The following is a 14,780-nucleotide window of genomic DNA, read 5'->3' on the forward strand; positions in this document are numbered from 1 at the left end:
GGGCTTTGATGATGCGGGTCAATCGACAGGACTGATCGGTCTTGAAACAGGGGATCAGGCCGATGCAACGGCCGCGATGATTTTTGCAATGATCCAGAGCGTGTTGCAGGCCCCGGAACCTGCAAAAGAGGGGCTGAGCATGATTACGGATCATTTGAAATTTAATGTCGCAGCGGCCAACCTGCGCCGTTTTCTGCCCCAAACCCAGATTATTGCCGGATATGGCCAAAACTGCGGTAATCAACCCGGGCTCGCAGCGTCAAGAGGGTCGATTTCCGACCGGCCGCAGGCCCTGCGATGAAATGAAAAGAGATTACACGGCAACACATCGCCTAATGATTTCACGAAAGTTTTTTAACGCTGCGTTGCGACATTGCCGGGCAAATTGATCCGCCGCACGAAGCGCAAGTTTTTCAAAAAGGACAGAGAATTGACACACGCGCATGGCGATGAATCGCTGAACAAGGGATCAATCAGTTTGCCTGGTGCGGTCGGGATGGGAACCGGTGTGATGATCGGTGCAGGCATCTTTGCGCTGACAGGTCAGATTGCGCAATTGGCGGGGCCGTATTTTGCCCTGTCATTTGTGTTTGGCGCAATCGTGACCTCCTTCAGTGCCTATAGCTACATCAAAATGTCGAATGCATGGCCCTCCTCGGGCGGCATCGCAATGATCTTGCAAAAGGCCTACGGGCCAGGTGCGATCGCCGCAGCGGCCGCATTGTTGATGGCCTTGTCCATGGTCATTTCAGAAAGCCTCGTGGCGCGTACTTTTGCGACTTATGTGCTGCGGCCTTTTGATATCACGGGTGGTCCGCTGGTGCCGATCCTGGCGGTCGGTGTCATACTTTTTGCCTATCTGGTGAATGTTTCGGGCAATCGGTCTGTCGGGCTGTTGTCGATCATCATGGCAGTGGTCAAAATCGGAGGCATCGCGCTTTTTGGTATTGTTGCGCTGTGGTCGGGCGGGTTTCAATTTGCCGCCGCAAGCACCACGGCAGAAGGGTTCGACCTGACCGGATTTGTCGCATCCGTTGCCCTGTCGATCCTCGCGTTCAAAGGGTTCACCACCATCACCAACAGCGGCGGTGAAATCACCGACCCGCACCGTAATGTCGGGCGTACGATCATGATCTCGATCGGGATCTGCGTTGTCGTCTATCTGCTGGTCGCGCTTGCGGTCGGGGCCAATCTGTCGATTGACGAAATTGTCGCGGCCAAGGATTATTCGCTCGCGGAGGCCGCTGCCCCCGCATTGGGGCAGGCTGGTTTCTATCTCACGGTTGTCTTGGCCGCAGTTGCAACCGCATCAGGTGTCTTGGCCAGTGTTTTTGCGGTGTCGCGTATGCTTGCGATGCTGACTGACATGAAAATGATCCCGCATAGCCACTTTGGAATGTCCGGCCCGATCCGCAGCCATACGCTGGTCTATACCGTCGTCCTTGCTTCGACGCTCGCCGTCTTTTTTGACCTGAGCCGGATCGCGTCGCTTGGGGCGTTCTTTTACCTGATTATGGATATGTTGGTGCATTGGGGCGTGTTTCGGTATTTGCGTCAGGAGATCGGCGCAAATGGCACCATTCTGCTTTGCGCAATCGCATTTGACGGGGTGGTTCTGGCAGCGTTCACCGCGATGAAATTGCAGTCAGACCCGGTGATCGTGCTTTACGCCGCGATCGGGATTGCAGCGGTGTTTCTTTCGGAACGCTTGTATTTGAAGCGCTGGATCGCACCGCAAGAGGAGGTTTGACGGCTGCGTGCAGATCCTGCGCGATGCAGTCGGAACCTCAGACCGGCCTGCGGTCGAACTTGTCTCACCGGGGATTGCTCCTGTCCGCCGATTGGTCACGACAAGGGCGACGATCAATCGCAGGGATGATCTGATCCCCCCAGATACCCGGCCCAAATGCCATGTCGCGAAAGCTATCGGTGCGGCAAGGGGTGACGACATTCTGTAATGATCGTGCCGTATCGGCGTCTACGTCAATGAGAGCGCATTGTCCGAACATCCGGAGTGTCGATGCGCCGATCAAGGAGAATTGACATGAACACGCAGGTTATGGAACGGCGCGCACCTCAAATACCGGTTGCTGCACTCGGTTGGAGCCTTGGTTTGTTTTTGGCACTGACCTTCGCTTTATGTGTCGCCTTCGGATTGATTTTCCCGGGCGCCACAATGTATCAGGCATGGTTGCCTTTGCTGCCTTGGGTCACTTGGATCAGCTGGTCCAGTTTCTTTCTGGGCTTGGTAGAGGCCTTTGCCTATGGCTGGTTCGTTGCCCTGCTCTTTGGCCCTCTTTTCAACTATTTTTCCGCGAGGGCCGATAGATGAGCAGGTCACATAAAACCAAAGCGGTGCAATTGACCTCGGAACGAAAGGTTGTGCCGCTTGCGCCGGCTCATGTGGCCGCGGTGCAATCTGGTCCCAGGGCGCAACCTGACGCGGAACCCGCACAGCTTCCTGTGGGCGCGTTGCCGTACGGTCGCGATCTTACAGAGCGCTGGATTCTGTTTCTCGATACCCTGCGCCAACGCGCAGACAACATGCGCGAACACGAACAGCAGGGGATGCCGCCGCTTCTGGATTTTCAGTACGAGACCATTCTTGATGCGCGAAAGTTCGATCAGCCAGCCAACTACGCTTTGCTGCGCATTACCGTCATTGGCGATGATTGCTGGGAGGATTGCGTCGACGAAACCAAACCGCCCGTGGTCGTCGTCGATCCGCGGGCTGGCCACGGTCCGGGAATTGGCGGGTTCAAACGCGACAGCGAAATCGGCATGGCGATGCACGAAGGGCATCCGGTCTATTTCGTGATGTTTTTCCCTGAACCGATGCCACAACAGACCTTGGCAGATGTCCACAATGCTTTGCGGCAATTCGTGGCAGAGGTGGCGCGGCGGCATCCCGATACGCCACCGGTTCTCTATGGCAATTGTCAGGCAGGCTGGGCGCTGACCCTTCTGGCCGCGGATTGCGCCGGTTTGACTGGCCCGGTTGTGCTGAACGGGTCCCCGCTGTCCTATTGGGCAGGCGAGGCGGGGTCGAATCCGATGCGGGTGATGGGCGGATTAACCGGAGGCGCCTGGGCTGCTCATCTGGCTGCCGATCTTGGCGATGGCCGCTTTGACGGCGCTTGGCTGGCGCAGAACTTCGAAAGCCTTCAGCCAGAAAAGGCAATTTGGGAGAAATACGCGAACCTGCTGAGCAAGGTCGACACAGAAGCCGACCGTTTCCTGGACTTTGAGCGTTGGTGGAACGGCTACTACACCTTGAGCCGCGAAGAAATCATGGCGATCACGCAGAACCTTTTCATTGGAAACAAGCTTGAATCCGGTGAGTTTCAAATCGATGCGCACTGTCATGTCGATCTTAGGCGTATTCAGAATCCGATGATTGTCTTTGCGTCATACGGCGACAACATCACGCCGCCAGCGCAGGCGTTGGGTTGGGTGCCTCAGGTCTACAAAAGCACCGCTGATCTGAAGTCTGCGGGCCAACGTATCGTTTACCTGACCAACCCGCATGTCGGGCATTTGGGCATCTTTGTTTCCGCCACCGTTGCCAAGCTCGAACACCGCGCCATTCTTGAGAGCCTCAATGAAATCGAGGCGCTTGAGCCTGGCCTGTACGAAATGATAATTGATAATCCGTCTGGTGACCCGGACTGTCACAAGCCAGATTATTCTGTGCGGTTTGAACCACGAGATGTCTCCGACATTGGTGAAACAGCCCAGAAATCAACTGAGCTTGCGCATGTGAGACGGGTGTCGGAAATGAATGAGTTTGCCTATTCGATGTTCGTCAGCCCATGGATTAGGGCGATTTCCAATCCTGTCAGCGCCGAGGTGATGAAACGGTCGCACCCGATGCGTCTTTCGCGGATGGTTTTTTCCGAGCAATTCAATCCTTGGATGAAATTCATTCACACGATGGCCGATGGTATCGGCAAAGACAGAGCTGCCTTGCCGAGCGATAACCCCGGCATTATTGCCGAACGCGCCGCCATCAAAGCCATTGGGCAAAGCATCAAATCCACGCGGATATTGCGCGATCTGGCCACGGCCGCAGTATTTGGAATGATCTTCCGTGATGCTGTTCAAGTCTCAGGACCCGAAAACAAAGACGGTGAGGCAGTGAATACAGCAACAATCGGGGTCTGAAATCATCTGTAGATTTGCTTTTTAAAGCAATGGCCTAGATGCGTTCTTTTCTTCCTGTCCCCTGTGCAACAAGCGTGCGAATGCGCTCTTGTTGCTCGGAGGCCTGCTTTCTTTGAGATTCAGGGTAAGCTTCGAGAGGTGGATCGCCCTCATACAAGGCTTGCAGCATGATATCGCGTGCAACTGGCGCCGCGGCGCCGGACCCGCTGCCGCCGTGTTCGACTACGACGGCAATGCTGTATTTTGGATTGTCGACCGGTGCGAATCCGACGAACAGGGCGTGATCGCGCCGTTCCCAGGGCAAATCTTCGTTTTTGATGATGCCGGCGGCGCGCTCTTCCATTGTAATCCGGCGCACCTGACTTGTTCCCGTCTTTCCTGCGAATTCATAATCAACCGTCTGGATTCTGGAGCGGTAGGCCGTCCCCCGATTGCTGTTCATCACCGACGCCATCGCCGCGCGACAACGCCGCAAGTCGTTTTCGTTTATAGGTAACTTCGCAACTTCGGAGCCATCGTCGGTCCCGCGTGGGGGTCTTATCAACCGAGGGTTCACATCAAGACCGGACGCCAGCCGTGCTGTCATCGCCGCAAGCTGGAGCGGCGAAGTCTGCACATATCCCTGCCCGATCGACGCGTTGACAGTATCGCCAATCCGCCAGTTTTCACCGCGCGCTTCTTCTTTCCACTCACGCGATGGATTGATCCCATGTGCCACGGCAGGCAGCGGCAGGTCGTGGCTCACACCGATGTCAAATTGTGCGGCCATCTCTGAAATTGCGTCAATACCGACACGCTGACCCACGACATAGTAATAGCTGTCGCAAGACTGAGCCAGACCATCATGAAGGTTCATATTGCCGTGACCGCCCCGCTTCCAGCAGTGAAACCGTGTCCCGCCCACGTCCACATACCCGGGACAAAATACGGTTTCTTCGGGGTCGATTAGACCAGCTTTCAGTGCCGCAAGCGCCACCATCATTTTATAGGTTGATCCCGGAGGATAAGTCCCCTGAAAGGCCTTGGCCGCCAGCGGGCGGTATTTATCCTCATTAAGCGCGGTCCAGTTCTTGACCGAGATTCCGCGCACAAACTGGTTGGGGTCAAACGTCGGCGAGGACGCAACGCAGAGCAAGTCACCGGTCTCCACGTCCATGACCACCGCGCTTGCGCTTTCGCCAGCCAGCCGCGCCTGTGCGTAGCTTTGTAAGGCGGTATCAATGGTGAGCTGAAGATCCGGTCCGGGTGTGCTGTCGATGCGATCCAGCTCTCGCATGATCCGTCCACCCGCGTTGACCTCGATTTGACGGGTTCCTGCCGTTCCTCTGAGTGATCGCTCCAGTTCGCTCTCAACGCCGGTCTTGCCGATCTGGAATTTCGGGATCCGCAACAAGGGATCGGGATCGTTTGTCCGGCTCAGATCATAGTCGCTCACCGGGCCGACATACCCGATGATATGCGCAAAGTCAGCGCCATAGGGATAGCTGCGCGACAACCCGACAACGGACCGAACCCCCGGCAGAGAGGGTGTATTGATGTTGATGCTGGCGACTTCTTCCCAGGAAAGCCGCTCTTTGATCGTAACGGGAATGAATGGCGCCTTCTCTTCCATTTCCGCCAAGGTGCGCGCGACGACCTCCGGGTCGAGTTCAATCATATTGGCGAGCCGCGCGAGCGTCTCGCCGGGGTCGCCCGCATCTTCGCGTGTGATCGTCAGGCGGTAATTCTGTTCATTGTCAGCAAGAAGCAGACCGTTGCGGTCGTAGATCAACCCGCGTGCCGGAGGTATCAGCTGAAGGTTGATCCGGTTCTCTTCTGCCAACAGCCTATACTGTTCTGCGTTCTCAATCTGGAGTGATTTCATGCGCCACCCGATAACGCCTAGAATGCCCAGCTGCGCGGCACCCATAATGAGCGCACGCCGAGAGGTGCCTCTGAATTGCTTGATCTGATCTTTCGGGCTGCGTGCCATGCAAAATTCACCTTTAAGAGTGTCCCACGATCTGGGACGGCGGACATTAATTACATAACTCGTCCGCCGGGCCGTATCTCAATCCAGAGTTCTGAACACCTTTGGACCTAGTCATTTGAGTACCTATAAGGTCAAGAGAGAGGTTTGCCCAAATGTGTATCAATTCGTATCAGGGTTTCGGTCAGTGTTTACACTGCTCTGGGGGTCGGTTTCAACACCGCCTTCTGCGACCGCACGTTGCCCAGCTGCGCTTACGTCCGCCCGTTTCGATGCCACAAAGCGCCAAGGATCAATGGCGTTACCGTCATCAGTCCCAGACCAATGGCAATCCATTCGGCAGTGCCGAATTCACCGGACATCGCTTCGGCACCGAAATGGGCCAGAAGGAAGCTGGCAGGGAGGATTCCCGCCAATGTGGCCAGCAAGAAGCGCCACAAATGCAGGCGGCTCAGGCCTGCTGCGTAGCTCATCGCGTCAAAGGAAATGAACGGCAGAAGCCGCGACCCGAACACGGTCAACATCAACAGGTTCTGCGACCCCAGCAAGCCATAGGTGGCCTTGTCACCGAGCCAGCGTTCGACCTGCTCGCGCCCCAGATAGCGCGCGATGACAAAGGCGAGCAAGGCACCCAGCTCCGATCCGATCGCAACATAGATGGCCCCCGCCAGATGCCCGTATGCGGCACCACTGACCAAGGCAACTGGCGCACTCGGTATTGGGCTGGCAACCACGGCGACTACCATGAGGACGATAATCAGAGCCGGCCCCCAAGGCCCAGCGGCCGCGATCCAGCCCTCGATGGTTTCGCGTTCAATCTGCGGCATGTATCCCAGCGCCCAGGCCGCTACCGCGGCGATGGCTGCGAATGCCAGAAGCCAAAATGCCAGACGGCGCAGGTTGGGTGATTTAGAGAGCATTGAGAAAGTATCCCGAAAACAGCATGACGACAATATACACCCGTGCCACGTTCATGAACAGCAACCCCCCTGCAATTGCAGGGGGGCGCATCGGTAGATCAGGTTGCAGTTGCACGCTGCGAAAAGGCCGCAGCCGCCTATGTGGATTGCAGCAAGCTGAGGGTCAAGCGTGCAATATTCATCCGACGCTGAATTGCCCCATCATGCCGCCATCTTCGTGTTCCAGAATGTGACAATGGTACATGTAAGGTGCAGTCGAAGGGGCCGGCTTTTCAAATTGCAGGGCCAGTTCAACCTGCCCGGCCACGAGCACCGTATCTTTCCATCCCCGGTTCTGAGGCTGCGGCGGTTTTCCGTTCTCGGACAGGACCTGAAAGCGCACGCCATGAATATGGAATGGATGCATCATCAGGTCGCCTTGTACCACCCAGCGTTCCAGGCTGCCTAGCGCGACGGCAAAATTGAGCCTGCTCTGATCGAAGGCGGCGTCATTGATGGAAAACTGCCTGTCAGATCGCGACATCATCATGCCCATCCCCATCGACATATCCAGCGAGAACCGCCGCACTGGGGCGCTTGCAACTGCCAGGTCCGGCAATTCTCCGTCAAGGCGCTGTGGCAGGGTGTCAATCCGCACGGGCACGGAAGTATCGACAGCGAATGGCAGAACAGTGAATTGCCCGCCAGAGCCGCTACCGCCCATTATGGCGCCCATCGCGGAATTTACGATATTGTCTGATAGCAGCGTGACCGCCTTGCCATCCGAAAAGTCGATCAGCACTTCGCCGCGCTCTCCCGGTGCAAGGGTCAGGCCCTGAAGGGTGAGCGGACGATCCAGGAAGCCGCCATCCGTTGCAATCAAGTGCATTGGTCGATTGTCTGACAAGGATAGCCGGTAGATCCGCGCATTGGACCCGTTCACCAGCCTGCAGCGTACAACGCCTTGCGGCACCGCGGCTGTCGCACCGATCTGGCCATTCACAACCATTGTGTCGCCAATGAAGCCATCCATCGATTGCTGCATTCCCGCATCGTAGTTGATCCGGCCCCGCCAATTGAACTTGCGATCCTGCAAGACAAGGGTCAGGTCGTCGATCCCGTAATCAGAAGGCAATCCGCGGTCATCATCGGCCCCGTCGGTCACATGCAAGACCCCTGCCAGCCCGAACATTACCTGCTCCGCTGTCGCGCCATGCACATGACTGTGATACCAGGCTGTTGCAGGCGGTTGATCCAGTGACAGGACCGGTTGCCATGTCTGTCCCGGCGCGATGGCCTGATGTGGCCCGCCGTCATGCGTGCCGGGAACCAGCAAACCATGCCAATGCGCCGACACAGGTGTGCGCAGTGCGTTCTGCACTTCTGCCTGCGTGTCTGAACCAGTCAGCAGGCGCACCGTGGGCCCAAGATAATCCTGACTATAGCCCATCGTATTTGTGGCCGCGCCGCCGTCAAACCGCATCGTGCCCGTCTGTGCTTTCAACGCAAAGCGCTGTGATGCCGTTGCATCAAGCAGCGGTGGGTACTGGAGCTTCTTGTCGCTGTCTGACAAGAGCGAAGTCCCTGACCCCGCAGCCGCCAAGAAGCTGGCACCCCCGAGTAATGTTTGTCGTCTGTTAAACATCTGTCACCTATACAAGTGTTTCCGGCAATGCTGCCAATGCCGCATCCATATCAACGACGGGCAGTCCGGCAGCGATCCAGCCCGGCCCGCGCGCAGACCCCAGCATACCTTCGGACACGTCAACAAAGCCGCTGTACCCGGCTTGTCTTAGACTGCGCATGACGCTGCCGGAGCGCCCACCGGTCGCACAGATCAGCGCGACCGGTCGCCCTTCTGCCAACGCACGCGCAGCAAACAGGCGTTCGGGGAAACGGTCCTCATGCAGACTGATGGCCCAGGCCCGGTCCGCAAGACCGGTCTCTGCCCATTCCTGACGTGATCGCACGTCAATCATACGGATGAGATCCTGTTGAAGTGCATCATGCGCCTCGCCCACTGACCAGATTTCAGACGACTGCGCTGCGGCCGCAGTCGGTAAAACTGCGGTCGCTGCGATGCCAATGACGGCGGAGCGCCGTGTGATTGGCTGGTTCATGGTAGATCTCCTCACGTTTTGATGGTCAGGGTTTTGCGGTACGCTGGTTGCCCCACTATGGCAAACTGCGGCTCATAGCGCCCATACGCATTCCGGCTGCCGCAGTCTCTTCTTGGGTAATCTGCCCATCGCCATTGGCGTCAAGGTGTTGAAAGCGATCAACCATGCGGTCGCGGAGTGCGGCTGAGTGCAGGGCCTCAAATTCCTCAAGCGACAGTGCGCCATCGGAATTGGCGTCATATTCCTGCAACTGGGAAGCCATATCAGCACCGATGTTCTGCGGATCAACATCCGGCATCATCATGCGCATCATACCCAGCGTGTCCCGATCCATTATGCTCATGCGACCAACACCGTTTATCATACCCAACTGGTTGCCACCGCCGGGCATCCCCATCTGGTTGCCACCGCCGGGCATCCCCATCTGGTTGCCGCCACCGGGCATCCCCATCTGGTTACCGGCACCAAACTTACCCATCTGGTTGCCGCCACTCATCATCCGATGCATCTGCATCATCATTTGCATCATCATTTGCATCATCGGCATGGCGTTGCCGCCGGACATTGGCGTCATGTTGCCATTCATCGCACCTATCTGGCCGAAGTTTGCGCCCATTCCCAACTGCGCGTTGTTCGTGCCCATTCCCATCTGGCCGCTATTGGCATTCATTCCCATCTGTGGAGACGTCTCAGTTTGCGACATCATGTCCGTTTGAACTTTGGCTGCGTCATCGCCATTTTCATCTGCGAACGCAGTCTGAGCCAGACCGACTGAGAGCAAAGTGGTGAGTACATATACGCTTTTCTTTGACATAACCATTTTCCTTTTCTGTCAACTTCTCATGATATTGTGATGGGCATAGGCCAGTTAAAGTCCTGTGCTGGCGTTGAATTGTAATGATATGTCACGGGTTTTCGATACAATTGGTGACAAACCAACCCCTAACAGCCTGTGGCATGACTTGGTAAAAGCAGGCATACCAGTCTTGCGGGAAAACCTAGCCAGGGAATGTAACTATCATGACACCAGAAATCGGTCACTTCGCGCTCGCGCTCGCGCTGGCTATGGCGCTCATTCAAAGTGTTTTGCCCATGCTGGGTGCTTCACGTGGCAACCTTCTTTGGATGCAATCGGCCAGATGGTCGTCGCTGGGTCAGGTTTTCTTTACCGCAATTGCCTTCTTTGCGCTGATGCAGGCCTTTGTCACAAGCGATTTCACGGTCAAGAATGTGGTCGAGAACTCCAATTCGCTCAAGCCGATGCTGTTCAAGGTTGCCGGAACATGGGGCAGCCATGAGGGGTCTTTGCTGCTTTGGGTGCTTATTCTGACTATTTTTGGTGCCGCTGTGTCGGTCTTCGGCTCGAATATTCCCGATAGCCTGAAAGCCCGCACCTTGTCGGTTCAGGCGTGGATCAGCGTTGGGTTCTTCACTTTCATGCTGTTTACGTCCAACCCGTTCGACAGGGTTTTTCCACCGCCCGTTGACGGTCAAGACCTGAACCCTTTGCTGCAAGACGTCAGCTTGGCGCTACATCCGCCGCTGCTATACTTCGGCTACGTCGGTTTCTCGATTGTTTTCTCATTCGCGGTAGCCGCATTGATTGAAGGCAGGGTCGATGCCGCTTGGGCCAGATGGGTACGCCCCTGGACGCTGGGCGCGTGGATGAGCCTGACAGCCGGTATCGCGCTGGGTTCCTGGTGGGCCTACTATGAGCTTGGCTGGGGTGGCTGGTGGTTCTGGGATCCGGTTGAGAACGTCAGCTTCATGCCCTGGCTGATGGGCACGGCGCTGCTGCATTCCGCTATCGTGACGGAAAAGCGTGATGCCTTCAAAAGCTGGACAATCCTTCTGGCCATCCTGACATTTTCTCTCTCGCTTCTGGGGACATTCATTGTCCGGTCGGGATTGCTGACATCCGTGCATGCATTTGCGGTTGATCCACAACGTGGCCTTTACATCTTGGGCTTGCTGGCCCTGTCAATCGGCGGCTCCCTGGCGCTGTTTGCATGGCGTGCCCCAACGATGGAGCCGGGTGGTCTGTTCAAACCGATCAGTCGGGAGGCAGGTCTGCTTGTCAACAATCTGTTTCTTGCAACCGCGACGGGGATTGTCCTGTTCGGCACTCTCTATCCGTTGTTCTATGAAGCCCTGACAGGCGGTCAGAAGCTGTCCGTCGGGCCGCAATTCTTCAACGCGGCCTTTATTCCGGTCATGTTGCCGCTGATATTTGTGATGGGGATTGGTCCGTTCCTGTCCTGGAAGCGCGCGGATTTACCCGGTGTCGTGCAAAGACTGCGGTTTATGGCCTTGCTGTCGGTCGTTGCTACGCTCGCTCTTTGGTACTTTGTGCAAGGGGGCCCGGTATTGGGCTATCTGGCGATCCTTTTGTCGATCTGGCTCTTTGTCGCCACGCTGCGGGAATGGACGATCCGGATCAAACTGTTCGATGCGCCTTTCGCGGAGACGCGCCGACGCGCGCGCAACCTGCCGAGATCGGCGCATGGTATGACCCTTGCGCATGCGGGTCTGGCGGTTGCGATGTTCGGTTTCATTGGATCAAGTGTTTGGAAATCCGAACAGATTGTCTTTGTGGAACCCGGAAGCGAAATCTCGATTGCCGGATTTGACGTGACTTTCGAAGGTGTCGAACAGGTGCGCGGCCCCAACTACTTTGCTGATCGCGGCACTTTAAGGGTTGAGCGGAACGGAGAGTTCCTTACAGAGCTGTATCCCGAAAAACGCACCTATCCCGTTGCGCAAAGCACGACGACAGAAAGCGATATCCGGTCAACGATGGCAGGTGATCTTTACGCGTCCATCGCGGCACCGGCATCTGAGGATGCGAACGCGAAAGGCGCACTGACGTTGCGCATTCTGTATGAGCCGCTTGTGAATTTCATCTGGATCGGGTCAGTGATGCTTGTCTTGGGCGGCGGTTTATCACTGTCGGATCGACGCCTGCGTGTCGGTGCGCCGCGCCGCGGTGCCGGCGCCAAGAAGGTATCCCCGTCCGCAAAGGTTCCGGCTGAATAATCATGTCACGCATATTTGCTCTTATCCCGCTCGTTATTGTGGTCGTCTTTGGCGGGTTCTTCTTTTGGGGATTGGATCCGGATCGAGACCCCAACAATATCCCGTCGGTATTGATTTCGCAGCCCGTACCCGATTTCACGCTCTTGGCAGTGGAAGGGCTTGAGACGCCCAACCTCGCGCGTGAAAACCTGACCGACAACCCCGGACCCGTGATTGTCAATGTGTTCGCATCATGGTGCGTGCCCTGCCGGGCCGAACATGGGGTGCTGACCCAGCTTGTCGAGGACGAAGGACAGCGCCTGTTCGGGATCAATTACAAGGACAAGCCTGAGGACGCGGCGCGCTGGCTCGCTGAACTTGGCAATCCTTACGAAAGAATAGGATCCGATCTGACCGGGCGCGCTGGTATCGAATGGGGTATTTCCGGCGTTCCGGAGACGTTCATCATTGGAGCAGACGGGACCGTGCTTTATCGCTTTGTCGGCCCTGTTGTCGGGGAAGACGCCGTCGCGAAATTCAGAGAGGCGCTGGTTCAGTCGGGTGCCTTGGAAAGAGGAGTAGGCGGATGAAGCGTCTTGCTGTTTTATTGATGCTGCTTTTGCCGATCGCGGCTTTTGCAGTGGAACCCGACGAGATGTTGCAGGACCCTGTTCTGGAAGAACGCGCCCGCGTGATTTCCAAGGAATTGCGCTGCGTGGTCTGTCAAAATCAGGATATTGACAGCTCAAACGCGGGTGTTGCCCGCGACATGCGTATTCTGGTGCGCGAACGGCTGGTCGCCGGGGACACCAACAAGGAAGTGATTAACTATATCCATGCCCGCTACGGCGATTACGTTCTGATGCGTCCGCCGTTCAATGCGGCAACGGCGGCACTGTGGCTGGCGCCGTTTGTGCTGGCGCTGGCTTCTCTCCTGGTTGGCTGGCTGGTGTTGTCACGTGGGCGCAACAGAAAAATCGCCCCCGGCCTGTCTGAAGCGGAAGAGGCGGAGATTGTAAACTTTATCGACGAGAACAAGGCTGGCGAAAAACCATGATTTGGGCATTTTTCACACTTCTTTCCCTTTTGGCACTGTCAATGATGGCGCTCCCGCTACGGGCAAGGACGCTGGTGCGCGACGAAACCGAAGACGCGACGCCGGCTGTCCTTCTCGATCAACTCGATGAAGTTCAACGCGATCTGGACCGCGGCATCATTTCGGCGGCAGAAGCCAAGGCCGCCGAGCAGGAAATCAAACGTCGCATTCTGATGCAATCGCGCAAGGTGGGCTCTCGCAGGGCGATATCTGTGTCGGGTGGTCGCGCCGGTTTGGTCCTGAGTGCGGTTTTCGTGCCGGTCTTCGCTTTTGGATATTATATGTCGATGGGTTCGCCTGAGATCCCGGCCATGGCATTCGCCGATCGCTCTGCCGAACGGGAGGAGGCGGCACGAATCGCTGATCTGTCATCGCAACTTTATAACAGGCTGGTTAGTGAACCTGACGGGGGCCCCAGCGATGGCTGGATGCTGTTGGGTCAGACCTACCTGCGGATGGGCCGGTATGCCGATGCGGCAAACGCATTCGCGGTTGTCACGGAACGGCCAGAAGCCAGTTCTGCCGTCTTTTCGATGCTGGCAGAGGCGCTCATCTATGCCGATCAGGGTGTCGTCACGCCGCCCGCGGAAGCTGCCATAGATCAGGCAGTTGCTTTGGACCCGGACAATCCCGCAGCCGTCTTTTATAAGGCAGTGGCCCTGTCCCAAACGGGTGAGGCCGCAAAGGGGCATGACCTGATCGTGGCGCGTTTGAATGCTGCTGACGGATATTATCCCTGGATGGAAACCCTTTTGGCTGAGGCAAACCGCATCGGCGCCACCATTGGACGGGCCCCAATTCCGCTGGCAAACTTTGCGCCGATGGTTTCAGGGTCTGGGCCGACCCAAGAGGATGTAGCCAACGCGCAGGAGATGTCGGATGAAGAACGGCAAGCGTTCATTGAATCGATGGTCCAGAGGTTGGCAACCCGACTGGAGGATGAACCGGACGACCTTGATGGATGGGTGCGACTTGGCAACGCTTATATGGTCCTCGGCGACACGCCGCAGGCAATCGGAGCATATGAACGTGCCGAGGCGTTGCTGAATGAGGCAGGTGTATCAGATCCACGGGCGCAAGTTGTGTCAGACGCGCTGAGCTCTCTGCGGGAGTGAACCGCTGGACGGCCAAGGCAGGGCGAAACTGATCCGCAAAACTCCAACCCCTCGTTGCCTTTTTACTGATCTGGCTCCGGCGCGTCACGCGACCCCGCTTGACGGCGCCAAATGGTACCTGTGCGATAATTGTTGCAAAGAACATGGCGGACACCAACCCGCCCACGGTTGCGGCGGAAAGCGCAAAGCGGTCCATCAGGATCGGCGTAAACACGCCACCCGACGCGCGGTGGAATTGGCCCAAAGCAAGGATGGCAACGCACACCAACAGAACAACAATCTGATTGGATGTATATCGGGAGGAAACAGGCAGCTCAGAGCGTGAGACTGGAAATCCGGTCTTTTGACAAGTGGCAGTGATCCGGCGTACTTCCCAGATCATCCGGTTTCAGTCGCGGTTCA

The 14,780-nt window shown here is 56.8% G+C and carries 13 protein-coding genes; 8 read left to right on the plus strand and 5 right to left on the minus strand.

Annotation, left to right across the window (positions count from 1 at the left end):
• The 4 genes from ACFDSS_RS08955 to ACFDSS_RS08970 all read left to right on the plus strand — a co-directional run.
• The coding region (locus ACFDSS_RS08955; protein WP_375255409.1) for a hypothetical protein at window positions 1-301 on the plus strand (301 nt) is incomplete at its 5' end.
• A gap of 129 nt (window positions 302-430) precedes the next feature.
• Window positions 431-1,750, plus strand: coding sequence for an APC family permease (locus tag ACFDSS_RS08960; protein WP_375255410.1), 1,320 nt, complete (start codon window positions 431-433; stop codon window positions 1,748-1,750).
• Between the two features lie 294 nt (window positions 1,751-2,044).
• Window positions 2,045-2,332, plus strand: coding sequence for a DUF5676 family membrane protein (locus ACFDSS_RS08965; protein ID WP_375255411.1), 288 nt, complete (start codon window positions 2,045-2,047; stop codon window positions 2,330-2,332).
• Window positions 2,329-4,164, plus strand: coding sequence for a DUF3141 domain-containing protein (locus tag ACFDSS_RS08970; RefSeq protein ID WP_375255412.1), 1,836 nt, complete (start codon window positions 2,329-2,331; stop codon window positions 4,162-4,164). The genes ACFDSS_RS08965 and ACFDSS_RS08970 overlap by 4 nt, the downstream gene beginning before the upstream one ends.
• Window positions 4,165-4,198: 34 nt before the next feature.
• Here ACFDSS_RS08970 and mrdA read toward each other — a convergent pair whose 3' ends face one another.
• The 5 genes from mrdA to ACFDSS_RS08995 form a co-directional block, all read right to left on the minus strand.
• A complete protein-coding gene (gene mrdA / locus ACFDSS_RS08975; protein ID WP_375255413.1) occupies window positions 4,199-6,136 on the minus strand; it encodes a penicillin-binding protein 2 in 1,938 nt (645 codons plus the stop codon).
• A gap of 251 nt (window positions 6,137-6,387) precedes the next feature.
• Window positions 6,388-7,053: a TVP38/TMEM64 family protein gene (locus ACFDSS_RS08980; RefSeq protein WP_375255414.1), complete on the minus strand. Its 666-nt coding sequence runs from the start codon at window positions 7,051-7,053 to the stop codon at window positions 6,388-6,390.
• Window positions 7,054-7,231: 178 nt separating this feature from the next.
• Window positions 7,232-8,605: a multicopper oxidase domain-containing protein gene (locus ACFDSS_RS08985; RefSeq protein ID WP_375255415.1), complete on the minus strand. Its 1,374-nt coding sequence runs from the start codon at window positions 8,603-8,605 to the stop codon at window positions 7,232-7,234.
• A 79-nt stretch (window positions 8,606-8,684) separates the two neighbouring features.
• Window positions 8,685-9,152, minus strand: coding sequence for a rhodanese-like domain-containing protein (locus ACFDSS_RS08990; protein ID WP_375255416.1), 468 nt, complete (start codon window positions 9,150-9,152; stop codon window positions 8,685-8,687).
• Window positions 9,153-9,207: 55 nt separating this feature from the next.
• Window positions 9,208-9,966: an EF-hand domain-containing protein gene (locus tag ACFDSS_RS08995; RefSeq protein WP_375255417.1), complete on the minus strand. Its 759-nt coding sequence runs from the start codon at window positions 9,964-9,966 to the stop codon at window positions 9,208-9,210.
• A gap of 206 nt (window positions 9,967-10,172) precedes the next feature.
• Between ACFDSS_RS08995 and ACFDSS_RS09000 the strand changes: the two genes are divergently transcribed.
• The 4 genes from ACFDSS_RS09000 to ccmI are packed head-to-tail and all read left to right on the plus strand — an operon-like array spanning window position 10,173 to window position 14,378.
• Window positions 10,173-12,188 (plus strand): heme lyase CcmF/NrfE family subunit, encoded by a 2,016-nt coding sequence (locus tag ACFDSS_RS09000; protein WP_375255418.1) that lies wholly within the window; start codon window positions 10,173-10,175, stop codon window positions 12,186-12,188.
• 2 nt (window positions 12,189-12,190) lie between these two features.
• On the plus strand, window positions 12,191-12,757 hold the full coding sequence (locus ACFDSS_RS09005; RefSeq protein ID WP_375255419.1) for a DsbE family thiol:disulfide interchange protein: 567 nt from the start codon (window positions 12,191-12,193) through the stop codon (window positions 12,755-12,757).
• Window positions 12,754-13,224, plus strand: coding sequence for a cytochrome c-type biogenesis protein CcmH (locus tag ACFDSS_RS09010; protein WP_375255420.1), 471 nt, complete (start codon window positions 12,754-12,756; stop codon window positions 13,222-13,224). Before ACFDSS_RS09005 ends, ACFDSS_RS09010 begins: the two co-directional genes overlap by 4 nt.
• 44 nt (window positions 13,225-13,268) lie before the next feature.
• Window positions 13,269-14,378 carry a c-type cytochrome biogenesis protein CcmI gene (gene ccmI, locus ACFDSS_RS09015; RefSeq protein ID WP_375255421.1) on the plus strand — a complete coding sequence of 370 codons (1,110 nt, stop codon included), beginning with the start codon at window positions 13,269-13,271 and terminating at the stop codon, window positions 14,376-14,378.
• Window positions 14,379-14,780 lie beyond the last annotated feature (402 nt).

Source organism: Yoonia sp., from assembly GCF_042093035.1.
Taxonomy (GTDB): domain Bacteria; phylum Pseudomonadota; class Alphaproteobacteria; order Rhodobacterales; family Rhodobacteraceae; genus Yoonia.